The sequence below is a fragment of the Shewanella algidipiscicola genome (genome assembly GCF_003605125.1).
Classification (GTDB): Bacteria; Pseudomonadota; Gammaproteobacteria; order Enterobacterales; family Shewanellaceae; genus Shewanella; species Shewanella algidipiscicola.
Genome location: NZ_QPQT01000004.1, coordinates 1 through 14,500 on the forward strand (window position 1 = coordinate 1; position 14,500 = coordinate 14,500).

The 14,500-nt window shown below is 45.2% G+C and carries 13 protein-coding genes and 4 tRNA genes; all 17 read left to right on the forward strand.

All coding sequences use genetic code 11. The annotated features are described in order from the left end of the window. The first annotated feature begins 10 nt into the window (after positions 1–10). Positions 11–86 (forward strand) — tRNA-Gly (locus DVO77_RS05095). Positions 87–95: 9 nt separating this feature from the next. After that, positions 96–193: transfer RNA gene (locus tag DVO77_RS18990), tRNA-Gly, on the forward strand. 47 nt (positions 194–240) lie between these two features. Then, positions 241–316: transfer RNA gene (locus DVO77_RS05100), tRNA-Gly, on the forward strand. A gap of 15 nt (positions 317–331) precedes the next feature. After that, positions 332–430: transfer RNA gene (locus DVO77_RS18995), tRNA-Gly, on the forward strand. 441 nt (positions 431–871) lie between these two features. Continuing rightward, complete coding sequence (locus tag DVO77_RS05105; protein WP_110457178.1) at positions 872–1,327, forward strand: hypothetical protein; 456 nt, start codon at positions 872–874, stop codon at positions 1,325–1,327. A 364-nt stretch (positions 1,328–1,691) separates the two neighbouring features. Further along, positions 1,692–3,170: an NAD(P)H-hydrate dehydratase gene (locus tag DVO77_RS05110; protein ID WP_119977587.1), complete on the forward strand. Its 1,479-nt coding sequence runs from the start codon at positions 1,692–1,694 to the stop codon at positions 3,168–3,170. Between the two features lie 106 nt (positions 3,171–3,276). Next, positions 3,277–3,750 carry a tRNA (adenosine(37)-N6)-threonylcarbamoyltransferase complex ATPase subunit type 1 TsaE gene (tsaE, locus tag DVO77_RS05115; RefSeq protein ID WP_110457180.1) on the forward strand — a complete coding sequence of 158 codons (474 nt, stop codon included), beginning with the start codon at positions 3,277–3,279 and terminating at the stop codon, positions 3,748–3,750. After that, entirely contained in the window at positions 3,737–5,059 is a 1,323-nt protein-coding gene (locus tag DVO77_RS05120) for an N-acetylmuramoyl-L-alanine amidase (protein WP_119977588.1), read from the forward strand. The genes tsaE and DVO77_RS05120 overlap by 14 nt, the downstream gene beginning before the upstream one ends. A gap of 11 nt (positions 5,060–5,070) precedes the next feature. Continuing rightward, on the forward strand, positions 5,071–6,945 hold the full coding sequence (gene mutL / locus DVO77_RS05125) for a DNA mismatch repair endonuclease MutL (RefSeq protein WP_119977589.1): 1,875 nt from the start codon (positions 5,071–5,073) through the stop codon (positions 6,943–6,945). A 28-nt stretch (positions 6,946–6,973) separates the two neighbouring features. Next, the gene (gene miaA, locus DVO77_RS05130) at positions 6,974–7,864 is read left to right on the forward strand and encodes a tRNA (adenosine(37)-N6)-dimethylallyltransferase MiaA (RefSeq protein ID WP_373317385.1); all 891 of its coding nucleotides are present in this window, start codon (positions 6,974–6,976) and stop codon (positions 7,862–7,864) included. A gap of 92 nt (positions 7,865–7,956) precedes the next feature. Next, on the forward strand, positions 7,957–8,235 hold the full coding sequence (gene hfq, locus DVO77_RS05135) for an RNA chaperone Hfq (protein ID WP_110457184.1): 279 nt from the start codon (positions 7,957–7,959) through the stop codon (positions 8,233–8,235). 20 nt (positions 8,236–8,255) lie between these two features. Next, entirely contained in the window at positions 8,256–9,554 is a 1,299-nt protein-coding gene (hflX, locus tag DVO77_RS05140; protein ID WP_110457185.1) for a ribosome rescue GTPase HflX, read from the forward strand. A gap of 41 nt (positions 9,555–9,595) precedes the next feature. After that, a complete protein-coding gene (gene hflK, locus DVO77_RS05145) occupies positions 9,596–10,738 on the forward strand; it encodes an FtsH protease activity modulator HflK (protein ID WP_119977591.1) in 1,143 nt (380 codons plus the stop codon). Positions 10,739–10,740: 2 nt separating this feature from the next. Beyond that, positions 10,741–11,619 carry a protease modulator HflC gene (hflC, locus tag DVO77_RS05150; protein ID WP_119977592.1) on the forward strand — a complete coding sequence of 293 codons (879 nt, stop codon included), beginning with the start codon at positions 10,741–10,743 and terminating at the stop codon, positions 11,617–11,619. 324 nt (positions 11,620–11,943) lie between these two features. Then, positions 11,944–12,534: a ubiquinol-cytochrome c reductase iron-sulfur subunit gene (petA, locus tag DVO77_RS05155; protein ID WP_110457188.1), complete on the forward strand. Its 591-nt coding sequence runs from the start codon at positions 11,944–11,946 to the stop codon at positions 12,532–12,534. After that, a complete protein-coding gene (locus tag DVO77_RS05160) occupies positions 12,534–13,748 on the forward strand; it encodes a cytochrome b (protein ID WP_110457189.1) in 1,215 nt (404 codons plus the stop codon). The genes petA and DVO77_RS05160 overlap by 1 nt, the downstream gene beginning before the upstream one ends. Continuing rightward, entirely contained in the window at positions 13,748–14,449 is a 702-nt protein-coding gene (locus DVO77_RS05165) for a cytochrome c1 (RefSeq protein ID WP_110457190.1), read from the forward strand. Before DVO77_RS05160 ends, DVO77_RS05165 begins: the two co-directional genes overlap by 1 nt. Positions 14,450–14,500 lie beyond the last annotated feature (51 nt).

Genomic DNA, 14,500 nt, shown 5'->3' on the forward strand with positions numbered 1-14,500 from the left:
AAAGATTTATGCGACATTAGCTCAGTTGGTAGAGCGATACCTTGCCAAGGTATAGGTCATCGGTTCGAACCCGATATGTCGCTCCAAATTTGATTGCGACATTAGCTCAGCTGACTCTTTTTTAGAGCAAAAGGGCGATACCTTACCAAGGTATAGTCATCGGTATCCATTTCGAACCCGATATGTCGCTCCAAATTACAATCTACAACATTACCGAATGTTATAGATGCAAAGATTTATGCGACATTAGCTCAGTTGGTAGAGCGATACCTTGCCAAGGTATAGGTCATCGGTTCGAACCCGATATGTCGCTCCAAATTTAAAGATGTAAGCGACATTAGCTCAGTTGACTCTTTTTTAGAGCAAAAGGGCGATACTTTGCCAAGGTATAGGTCATCGGTACCTATTTTAAGCCCGATATGTCGCTCCAATCTCCCTCAGGTTTTATTATCCCCTTAAACTCAAGTTAGATAAATTACTGATTTATAGAGTATGGCGTGCTTCTAACACGACATGTCGTTCCAATTTCCCTATTTTTGATTATCTCATCTTAAGCGATATGAGTTCTGCTGATTCTATTATTTAGGTAAGAGGGATACCATATAAAGGTTAAACGTCATTGGTATCTATTTCTAACCTCATCTATCGCCTCAATTGTGCATTGTTTGTTGTGGTTGCTTTTTAAACGTCTTGCATAAGTTCAATTTTAACTTGGGTGATTTGTGCCCCATTTCTTTAACGAAACCTAATATAAAGATGATTGAACTGTGTAAACTATGACCTTGTTCAAAAAAATATCCGCAAAATACTTCATAATAAAATCGAGTCAATATTATCGCCTAGTCAAATGGCTTGGATTGGAGAGGGTAAGATGAGATTTCAGCAGCTTAATGAACAATTGGAATATGTCTCTAAGTGTCGCTTAGAAATGGCTCGATTATATGGGCGTTTGCACAGTGCGGTTGATTCATCACGCGTCAAGTTGATGCTTGAGTATTTACAACAGCATGAAAAAGAGATGTCACAGAAGATAGATGACTATATCGAAGAGGCCCCCTCTAAATTATTAGAACTTTGGTACAACGATATTGTGTTTGAAGATTTTATCAAACGTTGTCAAGATATCGTTCCTAAAGCCAATATGAACGAAGAAGATCTATTGGAATTACATTTAGATCTAGATAATCGTTTGATTGGACTGCTGCAGAAAACGGCCGAATCATCCGTTCCCGGCGATGTGAAAAATGCGATGAGCGAGTTGGTACGAGTAAAGAAAATTCAACAGCAGCGTTTAGTGCATAGTTGTATTCGTATGGATGATATTTAAATTCTATCGTAAACTCGGTAGTTTAATAGGCTAAAGCTACCGAGTTATTTGTTGCTAGGGCTAAGCCCATCATCTGGTGTTATTGCCATTGGCTTGAAGCACGAGCACCGTTCTCATTCTGGCGCGCTTCCCCTCTGCTTTATCGTTCAAGGTCACCACATCGTTTAACTCCCGCCCTACTAACGTTTACTTAAATTTCAGACTTAAGCCTTACTATCTAGCTCATTTTTTTGTGCAAGATCAAACTTATCTCAATAATTACAGTAACCCGTGAATCTAATGACCAATATGTTATCTAACATCGAATATGCTAAGCCTTAGCTAGCGCATAGGATGTTTTATTAACGTATTTAGGAGTCTCCCCATGTTGTTTTGTGATGCACAGCTACCACAAACATTATATTCGACTCAAATGGTGAGAGAGGCTGAGGCCCATTTTATCCATTCAGGCGACATATCTTTATTAGGGTTAATCGATCGCGCAGGGCAGGCGACCTTTGCATTACTGCAACAGCAAAATAAGTTAACTAGCCATATTTTGGTGTTAGCTGGATACGGCAATAATGGGGCTGATGCTTATATCTGTGCCACGCTTTTGCTTGAGGCTGGCTGCCAAGTTAAGCTGTATGCTTTAGAGCGAGAACCTATTGGTGAAGGCGTGAGCTATGCCAAAGCCGTATTTTTGGCAGCAGGTGGTCACCTAGAGCAGGATTGGCAGCAAGCATTATTAGCGGCAGATGTGGTGATAGATGGCTTACTCGGCACTGGCTTTCACGGTGAGCTCAATGAGACGTTTATGACCATCATTACCGCCGTTAATCAGCAGCCTTCTTGGGTGTTGTCTATAGATGTACCTTCGGGCATTAATGCCGATACAGGAGCTGGGCAACTGGCGATTAAAGCCGATGTGACATTGACCATGGGAGCGGTAAAGCAGGGGCTTGTTACGGGTAAGGCCCGAGATTGCGTCGGTTACTTATGGTTTGCCGATATTGGATTAACCCCATACCTTCCCGCGTCTACCGTCATTAATATTGCGCACCGAGTCACTGACTTAGGCATGCCCACTCGCGCTAAAAACAGCCATAAAGGCTCTTGTGGTAAGGTCACTGTGATCGGGGGGGATATTGGTATGGCGGGCGCGCCAAGGCTTGCCGGAGAAAGCTGTTTACGCGCCGGAGCAGGTCTCGTGGCTGTGGTTTCTAGGCCGCAGCACCTCCCTATTATCAATGCTGGGCGACCAGAGCTGATGTTTTGGGGCTGTGAATTGGTTGATATGGAGGTATATCAACGCTTAGGGTGGGCCGATGTATTGCTAATTGGACCTGGACTTGGCAAGCACGATTGGGGATACAATTTACTCAAGGCCACCGGATTGAGTGACAAGCCCTGTGTCATGGATGCAGATGCCCTTAATTTACTGGCACTTGAGCCTAATAAGCAGCGACATTGGGTGTTGACGCCCCATAGCGGCGAAGCGGCAAGATTACTGGGGATAAGTATTGCAGACGTTGAACAAGATCGCTTTGCAGCGGTTTATGCTCTACAGGCCAAGTATGGTGGTGTTGTGGTATTGAAAGGTGCGGGCACACTTATTTACGATGGTACTCGTTGTCATGTCGCCCCAGTGGGTAATCCTGGATTAGCTAGCGGTGGCAGTGGTGATGTATTAGGGGGCATTATTGCGGCGTTTATGGCGCAAGGGATGTCCAATATGGATGCTGCCAGTGCTGGTGTTGTAGTGCATGGCGTCGCCGCTGACATGGCTGCTGAAGAGGGAGAGCGTGGCATGTTGGCTTGCGATCTGTTTCCGCATATTCGGACACTAGTGGACAAGATTTAAAGCCGTCAGATTAAAAACAGCTAATGTTTGTTTAGATAGAATTCAGTTTGGGTTAAAGTATCTGGTTATAATCAGTTTGCCCAATTTAGGTTACAACGAATACACCATGACGCCAGTGACAGTTTATCTTGAAAATGAGTTTGATACCGTGAGCTTAGGGCAGCAGTTAGCTCAAGCAATCAGGCCTCCGCTAACCATCTATTTGAGTGGTGAATTAGGCGCTGGAAAAACGACATTTAGTCGTGGTTTGATCCAAAGTTTAGGCCATCAGGGAGCAGTTAAAAGCCCTACTTATACTTTAGTTGAACCCTATGAACTGAATGGTATTGATGTCTATCACTTTGATCTATATAGGCTCAGTGATCCTGAAGAGTTAGAGTTTATGGGGATTAGAGACTATTTTGCCGATAACAGTTTATGCATTGTGGAGTGGCCCGATAAAGGGGCGGGTATTTTACCTGAAGCCGATCTGCTTATCGATATAAAATACCTTGATCAAGGGCGAGAGGTCACCTTAAGGGCAAATAAGCCTGCAGGACAGTTACTGATAGATAGCTTACATAATAATGATAACAACTGACTCGATTATCAAGCGCGTGTTGCTACTGTTACTGCTGTGTGTTCCAGCAGCAATAGCTCACAGCGCAAACAGGTTAGATGGTGTGCGAATTTGGGCCGCGCCAGAATCGACGCGGGTGGTATTTGACCTGCGTCAGCCGCCGCAGTACAGCCACTTTACCCTGACGAATCCTTATCGACTGGTGGTCGACCTGAGTGGCACTTCCACCGCAATGGATCTGAGTAAAATCGAGAATAATAGTAAGCTGGTCAAAAAGGTGCGCATTAGTCAGCCGCCGAAAAAAGGCACGCTCAGACTCGTTATCGATTTAGTTAAGCCTGTAAAAGCGAATTTATTTGCTTTAACTCCTACAGCGCCATACGGCAATCGTTTGGTTGTCGATCTCGATGGCGGTGGGCCGGATAAACCGGTAGTAAAAGCACAATCTGTTCCTGAATTAAGGGATGTGATTGTCGCGATTGATGCCGGCCATGGCGGAGATGATCCTGGCTCTATAGGCCCTAAGGGCACCTATGAGAAAAAAGTGGTGTTGCAGATTGCAAAAAAAGTCGAAGCGAAAATTAACGCCACCCCAGGTATGAAGGCGGTCATGACCCGCTCTGGAGACTATTTTGTTAATCTCAATAAGCGCTCTGAAATTGCACGCACCAGTAAAGCCGATCTATTAGTGTCAATCCATGCCGATGCATTTACCTCGCCTCAGCCACAAGGTGCCTCGGTTTGGGTGTTGTCGATGCGACGGGCTAACAGTGAGATCGGTCGTTGGCTGGAACAAAAAGAGAAGCACTCTGAGCTGCTCGGCGGTGCGGGTGAGATCATTCAAAATGCCGATAATGAACAGTATCTTGCCATGACATTACTCGACATGTCGATGGATCGATCTATGGCTATTAGCCATAATATCGCCGGTGATGTATTACTCAATTTAGGTAAGGTCACTAAATTACATAAGCACCAGCCAGAAGCGGCCAGTTTCGCGGTATTAAAGTCCCCTGATATTCCCTCTATTTTGGTTGAAACAGGCTTTATCTCTAACCATAAAGAGGAGCGTTTACTGACACAGCGCGAGCACCAAAACAATATTGCCAATGCGGTACATAAGGGCATATTACGCTATTTTGAAACCAATCCGCCTGCCAATACCCTTCTGGCTAATCGCGGCACCTTGAGTCATAAGGTCGAAAAAGGTGAGTCGTTGTCGGTTATCGCTCATCGTTATCAGGTATCTGTTAGCAGTATCAAAAAAGCCAATAATCTTAAATCAAACACAGTTCGTATAGGCCAGAAACTGGTCATTCCCCGCGCTTAATAGGAGTCAAAATGACCATTAAAATTTTGCCTCCTCAGTTGGCTAACCAGATTGCCGCTGGTGAGGTTGTTGAGCGTCCTGCATCGGTTATCAAAGAGTTGGTAGAAAACAGCCTAGATGCTGGCGCCACTAAAGTTGATATCGAAATCGATAAGGGGGGCAGTAAGCTAATTAAGATTCAAGACAATGGCTCTGGGATCGAAAAAGATCAACTTGGCTTGGCGCTATCGCGTCATGCGACCTCTAAATTGGCTTCTTTAGATGATCTCGATGCAATTTTAAGCTTTGGTTTTCGTGGTGAAGCGCTGGCCAGTATTAGTTCGGTATCGCGTTTAACCTTCACCTCGCGCACCGCCAGCCAAACCGAGGCGTGGCAAGCATATGCTGAAGGCTCTGAAATGGCGGTAACCGTGATCCCCGCCGCGCATCCTGTGGGGTCTACGGTAGAAGCGGTCGATCTGTTTTTTAATACCCCCGCTCGTCGTCGTTTTCTGAAAAGCGATAAAACGGAGTTTACTCATATTGATGAGTGGCTTAAACGGATTGCTTTAGTGCGGCGCGATATCCATTTTACCCTTAAGCATAATGGTAAAATGGTGCGAAATTATCGCGCAGCGAATACTCAAAACCAGTATCTACAGCGTTTAGCACAGGTGAGCGGTAAACAATTTGCCGAGCATGCGTTGGCGGTTGATTGCGAGCATAACGGGTTAAAGCTCAGTGGTTATATCCAGTCGCCGTATTTTGACGCGAGCTCAAGTGATACTCAGTATTTTTATGTAAATGGTCGATTAGTGCGCGATAGGTTGGTTAATCATGCGGTGAGACAAGCGTTTGCTGAGCAGCTGCAAGGCGTTCAGGTTGGCTATGTGTTGATGCTTGAACTTGACCCGCATCAAGTAGATGTCAATGTGCATCCAGCAAAGCATGAAGTGCGTTTTCATGAAAGTCGCTATGTACATGATTTTATTTTACAAGCACTCCAATCGGCTCTGTCACAGGCTGAACAACTACCGTTGAACGCTCATCAGCCTGGGGGCGATGAGGCTCCAATGGATCACGCTGAAGCGCCATTAGTGCAATCAACGCCTGCTGCAAACCGTCCATCGTCGCCTTTTGCTGGGCACTATAGCGCATCTTTGTCTGTAACCCCTCCCGCTAGCGAACGCCATGTGCATGAACGAGTTGCTTCGGCCTATGGTCAAAGGGAATCAGGCTATAGCCAGTCTTCAGGGGCAGAGCACCGCTCAAGCCGCTCAGATCGTTATCAAGCAGCAGATTTACCTTCGCAGGCGGCCATTGATAATTATGCGCAGTTGCTTGCAACCCCGAATGTAAACAGGCCCACAACAGCACCCTCATCACCTATGCCTTTGGTTTTAGCGGGGCAATACTGGGTAATAACACAAGACGATGCACTCAAGTTATTGGCGTTTACAACCGTCGCAGAGGCGGTGCTGCGTCAACAGATAGAGCACAAGCTTGCATCAGGACTCGTGGGGCAACCACTATTGATGCCGGTGTCGATAAAGGCAGACAATGACTGGCTTGAAACTTTTGAACAACGAGAGCAACTTATCAGGAAGCTGGGCATCGAATTAACTATTCGATTGGGGCAGTTGATTATCAAAAAAGTGCCCCCATATCTAAGGCAAAGCCAATTAGCGAGTGTTATCGCAGATTTTTTACAGTGGATTCGTTTTGAAGAGCCAGCCGATGAGGCTATTGTGAATTGGTTAGTTAGCCATGGCCGAGAACATTTTACATCGGCACCAGCACTTTGGACTGAGTTCAGTCAGTTGCCTGAGCCGCAACAGCAACAAATAATATCGAAAGCCAAGTTGTTACCTTGGCAACTGTGGTTAAGTGAGCAAACGAGTGAATAGCAATAATAAGCCGACAATTTTAACCCTGATGGGACCAACGGCGTCCGGCAAAACGGCGTTAGCTATTGAGCTGGTAGAGCATCACCAGTGTGAAATAATCTCGGTTGATTCAGCGCTTATCTATCGTGAAATGGATATCGGCACCGCTAAGCCCAGTGTTGAAGAGCAGCGCCGTGCACCACATCGATTGATTGATATTCGTGACCCTAGTGAAAGTTATTCTGCCGCTGATTTTCGTCGTGATGCGCTTAACGAAATTGAACGTATTTTAGCTGCTGGCAAAACCCCGTTATTAGTGGGTGGAACCATGCTCTATTTTAAAGCCTTGCTTGAGGGGTTATCTCCTCTTCCTACTGCAAACAGTGAGATCAGGGCCGAGATAGCCCGAGAGGCTGAAACTCTAGGCTGGCAAGCATTACATCAGCAGTTACAGCAGATCGATCCTGTGTCGGCGCAGCGTATTCATCCTAATGATCCGCAGCGTTTATCGCGAGCATTAGAGGTGTTTCGTATTAGCGGTAAAAGTTTAACCGAATTAACGGCGGTTAAATCTGCTGCATTACCATACTCTGTTGTGCAATTTGGTATATCGCCAAGTGATCGGAAAGTGTTACATTCTGCTATCGCTGCACGATTCGATATTATGTTACAGCAAGGATTTATAGAAGAAGTGCAAGCACTCAAGGCGCGTGATGATTTGCATTTAGAGCTACCTTCTATGCGATGTGTTGGGTATCGCCAAGTATGGCAATACCTCGATGGTGATTACGACTATGATACTATGGTTGAAAAATCCGTCGCGGCGACTAGGCAATTGGCAAAGCGTCAATTAACATGGTTACGCGGCTGGGCCGATTTAAATTGGCTGGAGAGCGGTGATGATGCAAATATAGGTCGACTAATACAATATTGTCGCTAGCTAATTCATTCACTCTATATAATACTAAAACCAAACCCAAAGTTGATGCAGCATTAGGTTTTATTTAATTTTAATAAAAAGGAAATTATATAATGGCAAAGGGGCAATCTTTACAAGACCCATTTTTGAACGCATTACGTCGTGAACGCGTTCCGGTATCTATCTACCTAGTTAACGGTATCAAGCTTCAAGGACAAGTTGAATCATTCGATCAGTTTGTTATTTTATTGAAGAACACTGTCAGCCAGATGGTATATAAGCACGCAATTTCTACAGTTGTGCCAGCGCGCCCATTTAATGTGAGCAACCATCACAACACCCCAAATCAAGCGAGCAGTTACAACGCACCTACAGATGAAAGTGCTGAGTAATTTCTTGAGGAGTTTGTTTTTTGTTTGATCGCTATGAAGCGGGAGACGCAGCCGTTCTTGTTCACATCGATTTTGCCGATGAAAGCAGTAGAGAAGATATTACTGAACTTCGTTTATTAGTCGAGTCGGCAGGAGCAAAAACCGTTGGTGTGATAACGGGAAGTCGTCGCTCTCCAGATCGTAAATTTTTTGTTGGTTCAGGTAAAGCGGAAGAGTTAGCAGCGTTAGTTGCTGCCACTGACGCGAGTGTGGTTATTTTTAATCACCCATTGAGTCCGGCTCAAGAGCGAAACCTTGAGTTGGTTTGTCAGTGTCGTGTATTAGATCGCACAACACTGATCCTCGATATTTTTGCCCAACGAGCACGTACGTATGAAGGTAAATTACAGGTGGAGCTAGCGCAATTGCGCCACATGTCGACGCGCCTAATACGTGGTTGGACCCATCTTGAGAGGCAAAAAGGCGGGATTGGTCTACGTGGTCCGGGTGAAACCCAGCTTGAAACGGACAGACGTTTGTTGCGTGGGCGTATCAAAACCATTAATAAGCGTTTGGAAAAAGTCGATAAGCAGCGTGAGCAGAGTCGACGAGCTCGTCAGCGCAGTGAATTAGCCACCGTGTCTTTGGTTGGTTACACTAACGCTGGTAAGTCAACATTATTTAATGCGCTTACTGTGTCAGATGTTTATGCGGCAGACCAATTGTTTGCCACGCTCGATCCGACCTTAAGAAAGTTAGAGTTAACAGACGGGCCGGTTATTTTAGCCGATACCGTTGGTTTTATTCGGCACCTTCCGCATGATCTTGTGGCCGCCTTTAAGGCGACATTACAGGAGACGCGTGAAGCCGATCTGTTACTGCATATCGTCGATTGTTCCGATGACAATATGGGTGATAACTTTGAGCAAGTGCAATTGGTGCTTAAAGAGATTGGTGCTGATGATATTCCACAATTGGTTGTCTGTAACAAGATAGACCTGTTGGAAGATGTGGGCCCTAAGATCGATTACGATAGCGAAGGGGTACCTACGCGTGTGTGGGTTTCGGCTCAACAACGCAAAGGCTTGGAATTACTCGAGGAGGCGATCAACAAAATTGTGGGTCGTGCTGTTTTAGAGTTTACCTTGCAAATCCCAGCGACGGCTGGGCATTATCTTGGTCAGTTTTATCGACTGGATGTGATACAGCAGAAAGAGTATGACGATCTGGGGAACTGTATCTTATCTGTACGTTTATTAGAAGCCGATTGGCATCGATTAACAAAGCAGAGCCAAGGGGAATTGGAAACTTTTATTGTTGAAACAACAGCAGTAGAGTAGTTTTTAGTAATCTCGTTTATTTCATACCTATGGAGTGCTAAATGGCTTGGAACGAGCCCGGTAACAAGGGTCAAGATCCTTGGGGAAATAAAAATGGCAATGACAAAGGGCCACCAGATCTCGACGAAGTGTTTAAGAATATCTCTAAACGCTTTGGCGGCAAAGGTAATGGTTCTGGCGGTGGATTCAGTGCATTAGGATTCGTTATTGTTTTAGGTATCGCCGTGGTGGTGTGGGGACTTTCGGGTTTCTATACCGTCAAAGAAGCTGAAAAAGGGGTTGCGTTACGCTTTGGTAAATATATCGGTGAAGTGGAGCCTGGCTTACAGTGGAAAGCGACCTTCATCGATGAAGTGTTTCCGGTAAACGTGAGTAACGTTCGCTCGATCCCCGCATCTGGCAGCATGCTGACTGCAGATGAAAACGTGGTGTTGGTTGAGCTTGATGTGCAATACATTGTAGTCGATGCTTATCGCTATATGTTTAGCGCTGTCGATGCGAATTCTAGCTTGCGTGAAGCGACCGATAGTGCTTTGCGCTATGTGGTGGGTCACAATCGCATGGATGACATCTTGACCACTGGGCGTGATCAAATTCGCCGTGACACTTGGGATGAAGTGAATCGTATTATCGAACCTTATAATTTGGGTATAGAGATCCGAGATGTTAACTTCTTGCCAGCGCGTCCACCAGAAGAGGTGAAAGATGCCTTTGATGATGCTATTGCAGCGCAAGAGGATGAGCAACGTTTTATCCGTGAAGCAGAAGCGTATTCGCGTGAGATTGAGCCTAAAGCTCGTGGTACCGTACAACGTATGGAACAACAAGCTAACGCTTACAAGGAACGTGAAATTTTAGAAGCGCGTGGTAAAGTGGCACGCTTTGAAAAATTACTTCCAGAGTATCAAGCTTCTCCAGATGTGACTCGTAATCGTCTTTATATCGATGCAATGTCTAAGGTTTACTCGGGTGCTAACAAAGTATTGGTCGATGCGAAAAGCAGCGGCAACATGATGTATCTGCCACTGGATAAACTGATGGACCAAAGCAAGACATCTAAGCAACCTCAAGCGGCTGCGCAAGGCTCATCTAATGAGTCTGCTAACAGCATAGTGAATAGTGTCGGCATGCCACTCGACGGGCGTCCTTCTCGTAGCGACCGTACTCGCCAGGGGAGAAACTAATCATGGGTAGATTATCTGTCATTATTATCGCAATCTTGATTGCGACCGGTTTATCTTCACTGTTGGTCGTTAATGAAGGTGAGCGTGCGATCGTATCGCGCTTTGGTAAAATTCTTAAAGATGATGGCGTGACACGGATTTATACGCCTGGTTTACACGTTAAACTGCCATTGATCGATAAGATTAAGTTTTTAGACTCTCGCATCCAGACTATGGACGGCGCAGCAGATCGCTTTGTGACTTCTGAGAAAAAAGACTTAATGGTCGACTCATATGTCAAGTGGCGTATTTTTGATCATGAAAAATACTACTTAGCGACTAACGGTGGTAATAAAGTCCAGGCGGAATCTTTATTACAACGTAAGATTAATAACGATCTACGTACCGAGTTTGGTCGCCGTACTATCAAAGACATCGTCTCTGGTAGCCGAGATGAGTTACAGCAAGATGCGTTGAGAAACGCGTCTGACAGTGCCAAAGATTTGGGTATCGAAGTGGTCGATGTGCGTGTTAAGCAGATTAACTTACCAGCTAACGTGAGTTCGAGTATCTACCAGCGTATGCGCGCAGAGCGTACCGCAGTAGCGAAAGAGCATCGCGCACAAGGTAAGGAGCAATCTGAGATCATTCGTGCTAAGACCGATGCGAGCGTAGAAATTCAAATTGCTGAAGCTGAGCGTAAAGCCTTATCCGTTCGTGGTGAAGGTGATGCTATTGCGGCTAAAATCTATGCAGATGCTTACAATAAAGATCCTGAGTTTTATTCTTTCTTACGTAGTTTGGAAGCATATAAAGCCAGTTTCTCAAGCGGCTCAAACGTGATGGTATTAGAGCCAGACAGTGACTTCTTCAAATATATGAAGCGTTCTGACGGCAAATAAGCCATATACATAAAAAAGCCCGACGAGTTCGGGCTTTTTTGTATTTGTTTAATTCAACCTGCTAATTTAGCTTAAATTGTTGTTCTAGCTTTAAACAATTTACTACCCATTATCCGCGTAATTTGTGACTTTTTCATTGCTATTGGCCATATATATTGATTGTTTTGTAAACAGCGTTAACTTTGTTGGCTGTTTTACTATGATCTGCTTCTAATTTTTGGCTATAATGAGCCCCGCCTCAAATTTGATTTTTGTGCTTTGGGGTAAAACCCCAATATCAAAGTTTTTAAAACAAAAATTCCAACACTCTCTGGAGATAAGTGGATGAGCAATGCGCCAGTCGATACCGGACGTCGCAGATTCCTGACCGCAGCAACCGCCGTAGTAGGTGGTGCTGGTGCCGTCGCTGTAGCGGTTCCTTTTATAAAGTCATGGAATCCGAGTGCCAAAGCGAAAGCTGCAGGCGCACCGGTTGAAGTAAACATTAGTAAGTTAGAGCCGGGTCAGCTGATCCGTGTTGAATGGCGTGGAAAACCTGTATGGGTTGTCCGTCGCACCGAAGAGATCTTAAAAGGTCTTGCCACTCTCGATGATAAATTACGTGATCCTGGTTCAAATGAAGAGCAGCAACCTGCCTATGCGCAAAATGCGGTTCGTTCAATTAAGCCTGAGTACTTTATCGCTGTAGGTCTTTGTACTCACTTAGGTTGTTCTCCGACGTATCTTCCCGATACCTTTGGTGAGCAAGTCGAAGGTGTGGCCTCTGGTTTCTTCTGCCCATGTCATGGCTCTAAGTTTGATATGGCAGGCCGTGTATTCCAAGGCGTTCCAGCACCCCTAAACCTTGTTGTTCCACCTCATCAATACATTGATGACGGCAACGTCATTATCGGTGTCGATCAGGGAGCTGCGTAATGGTAAAGAATATTATTGATTGGATTGATGCAAGAATCCCAATGACGGCGACCTATAACCGCCATGTTGGCCAATATGCAACACCAACAAACTTTAACTTTTGGTACTTCTTTGGCTCATTAGCCATGTTAGTGCTAGTTAACCAGTTACTGACTGGTATTTGGCTAACGATGAACTACGTACCAACCGCGGAAGGTGCGTTTGCCTCTATTGAATACATCATGCGTGATGTTGAATATGGCTGGTTACTGCGTTATATGCACTCCACTGGTGCATCTGCCTTCTTCGTCGTTATCTATCTGCATATGTTCCGTGGTCTTATCTACGGCTCTTATCAAAAGCCAAGAGAGCTATTGTGGCTATTTGGTATGTTGATCTTCCTTGTGTTGATGGCTGAAGCCTTCATGGGTTACCTACTGCCTTGGGGACAGATGTCCTATTGGGGAGCGCAGGTAATTATCTCGCTCTTTGGCGCGATCCCAGTGATTGGTGATGACCTAACACTTTGGATCCGTGGTGACTTCGTTGTTTCTGGTGCGACGCTTAACCGCTTCTTTGCACTGCATGTTATTGCCTTGCCATTAGTTTTGGTTGTGCTGGTATTCCTGCACTTAATCGCGTTACACGAAGTGGGTTCAAATAACCCTGACGGTATCGAAATTAAGAAGAACAAAGATGAAAATGGTTGGCCAAAAGATGGTATTCCATTCCACCCTTACTACACAGTTAAAGATATTATGGGCGTCGCAGGCTTCCTGATTGTCTTCTGTTATGTGTTGTTCTTTATGCCTGAGGGCGGTGGTTACTTCCTAGAGAAGCCAAATTTTGAAGCCGCTAACCCCATGAAAACACCTGAGCATATTGCACCAGTATGGTACTTCACGCCTTTCTATGCGATTTTGCGTGCGATCCCTGACAAGCTGCTAGGGGTTGTGGGGATGGGCTTAGCGATTGCCGTGTTGTTTGTTTTACCATGGTTAGATCGCTGTAAGGTTAAGTCGATTCGCTACCGTAGCATGATCCATAAGCTCAATATTGGTCAGTTCGCTGTATCGTTTGTTGTCTTAGGATACTTAGGTGCGGTTCCTGCCACACCAGCACTAACCATTGCGGCTCGTATCTTTACTCTGACTTACTTCGGTTTCTTCTTAGCGCTTTGGCTTTACAGCAAGAGTGAGAAGACCAAGCCTGTACCAGAGAGGTTGACTCACTAATGAAGAAATTATTGATTGCATTAGTTACTTTGGTGCCATCGCTTGCCTTTGCTGCAGGTGGCGCAAATGTACATTTAGAAAGTGCCAACATCGACCTAAACGATACTGAGTCACTGCAACGTGGTTTAGATAAATTTCAGCACTATTGTGCAGGTTGTCATAGCACTCAATATCAGCGCTATAACCGTGTTGCAGAAGACTTAGATATCTCACTAGACGATATGCGTGATAAGTATATGGTGGTAGAGGGAGCTAAAGTTGGTGACTTGATGGAAAACTCGATTCCAGAAGTCGATGCGGCAAAATGGTTTGGCGCTGCGCCGCCTGATTTGACTTTGGTTGCTCGCGTGCGTGGTGAAGATTGGCTCTATACTTACCTTAAGAGCTTCTATCATGATGAGAGTCGTCCATTTGGGGTGAATAATACCGTCTTCCCATCAGTGGCCATGCCTCATGTACTGCAAGATCTGCAAGGTCTGTCGGTTAAGCAAGAAGATGGTAGTTTTGTGACTACTGGCGGTAAGCTTACTGCTGAAGAGTATGACCAAGTGGTGCGCGATATCACAGGATTCCTGGTTTATTCAGGCGATCCGGTCAAACTTGAGCGTGAAAGCTTAGGTTGGTGGGTGATGGGCTTCCTGTTTATTTTCTTTATCGTGGCTTATCTGCTAAAGAAAGAGTACTGGAAAGATGTACACTAACCCCCAATAAAGGTTAGAATGTATTATCCGCATATTCCAAACGGGGGGCCT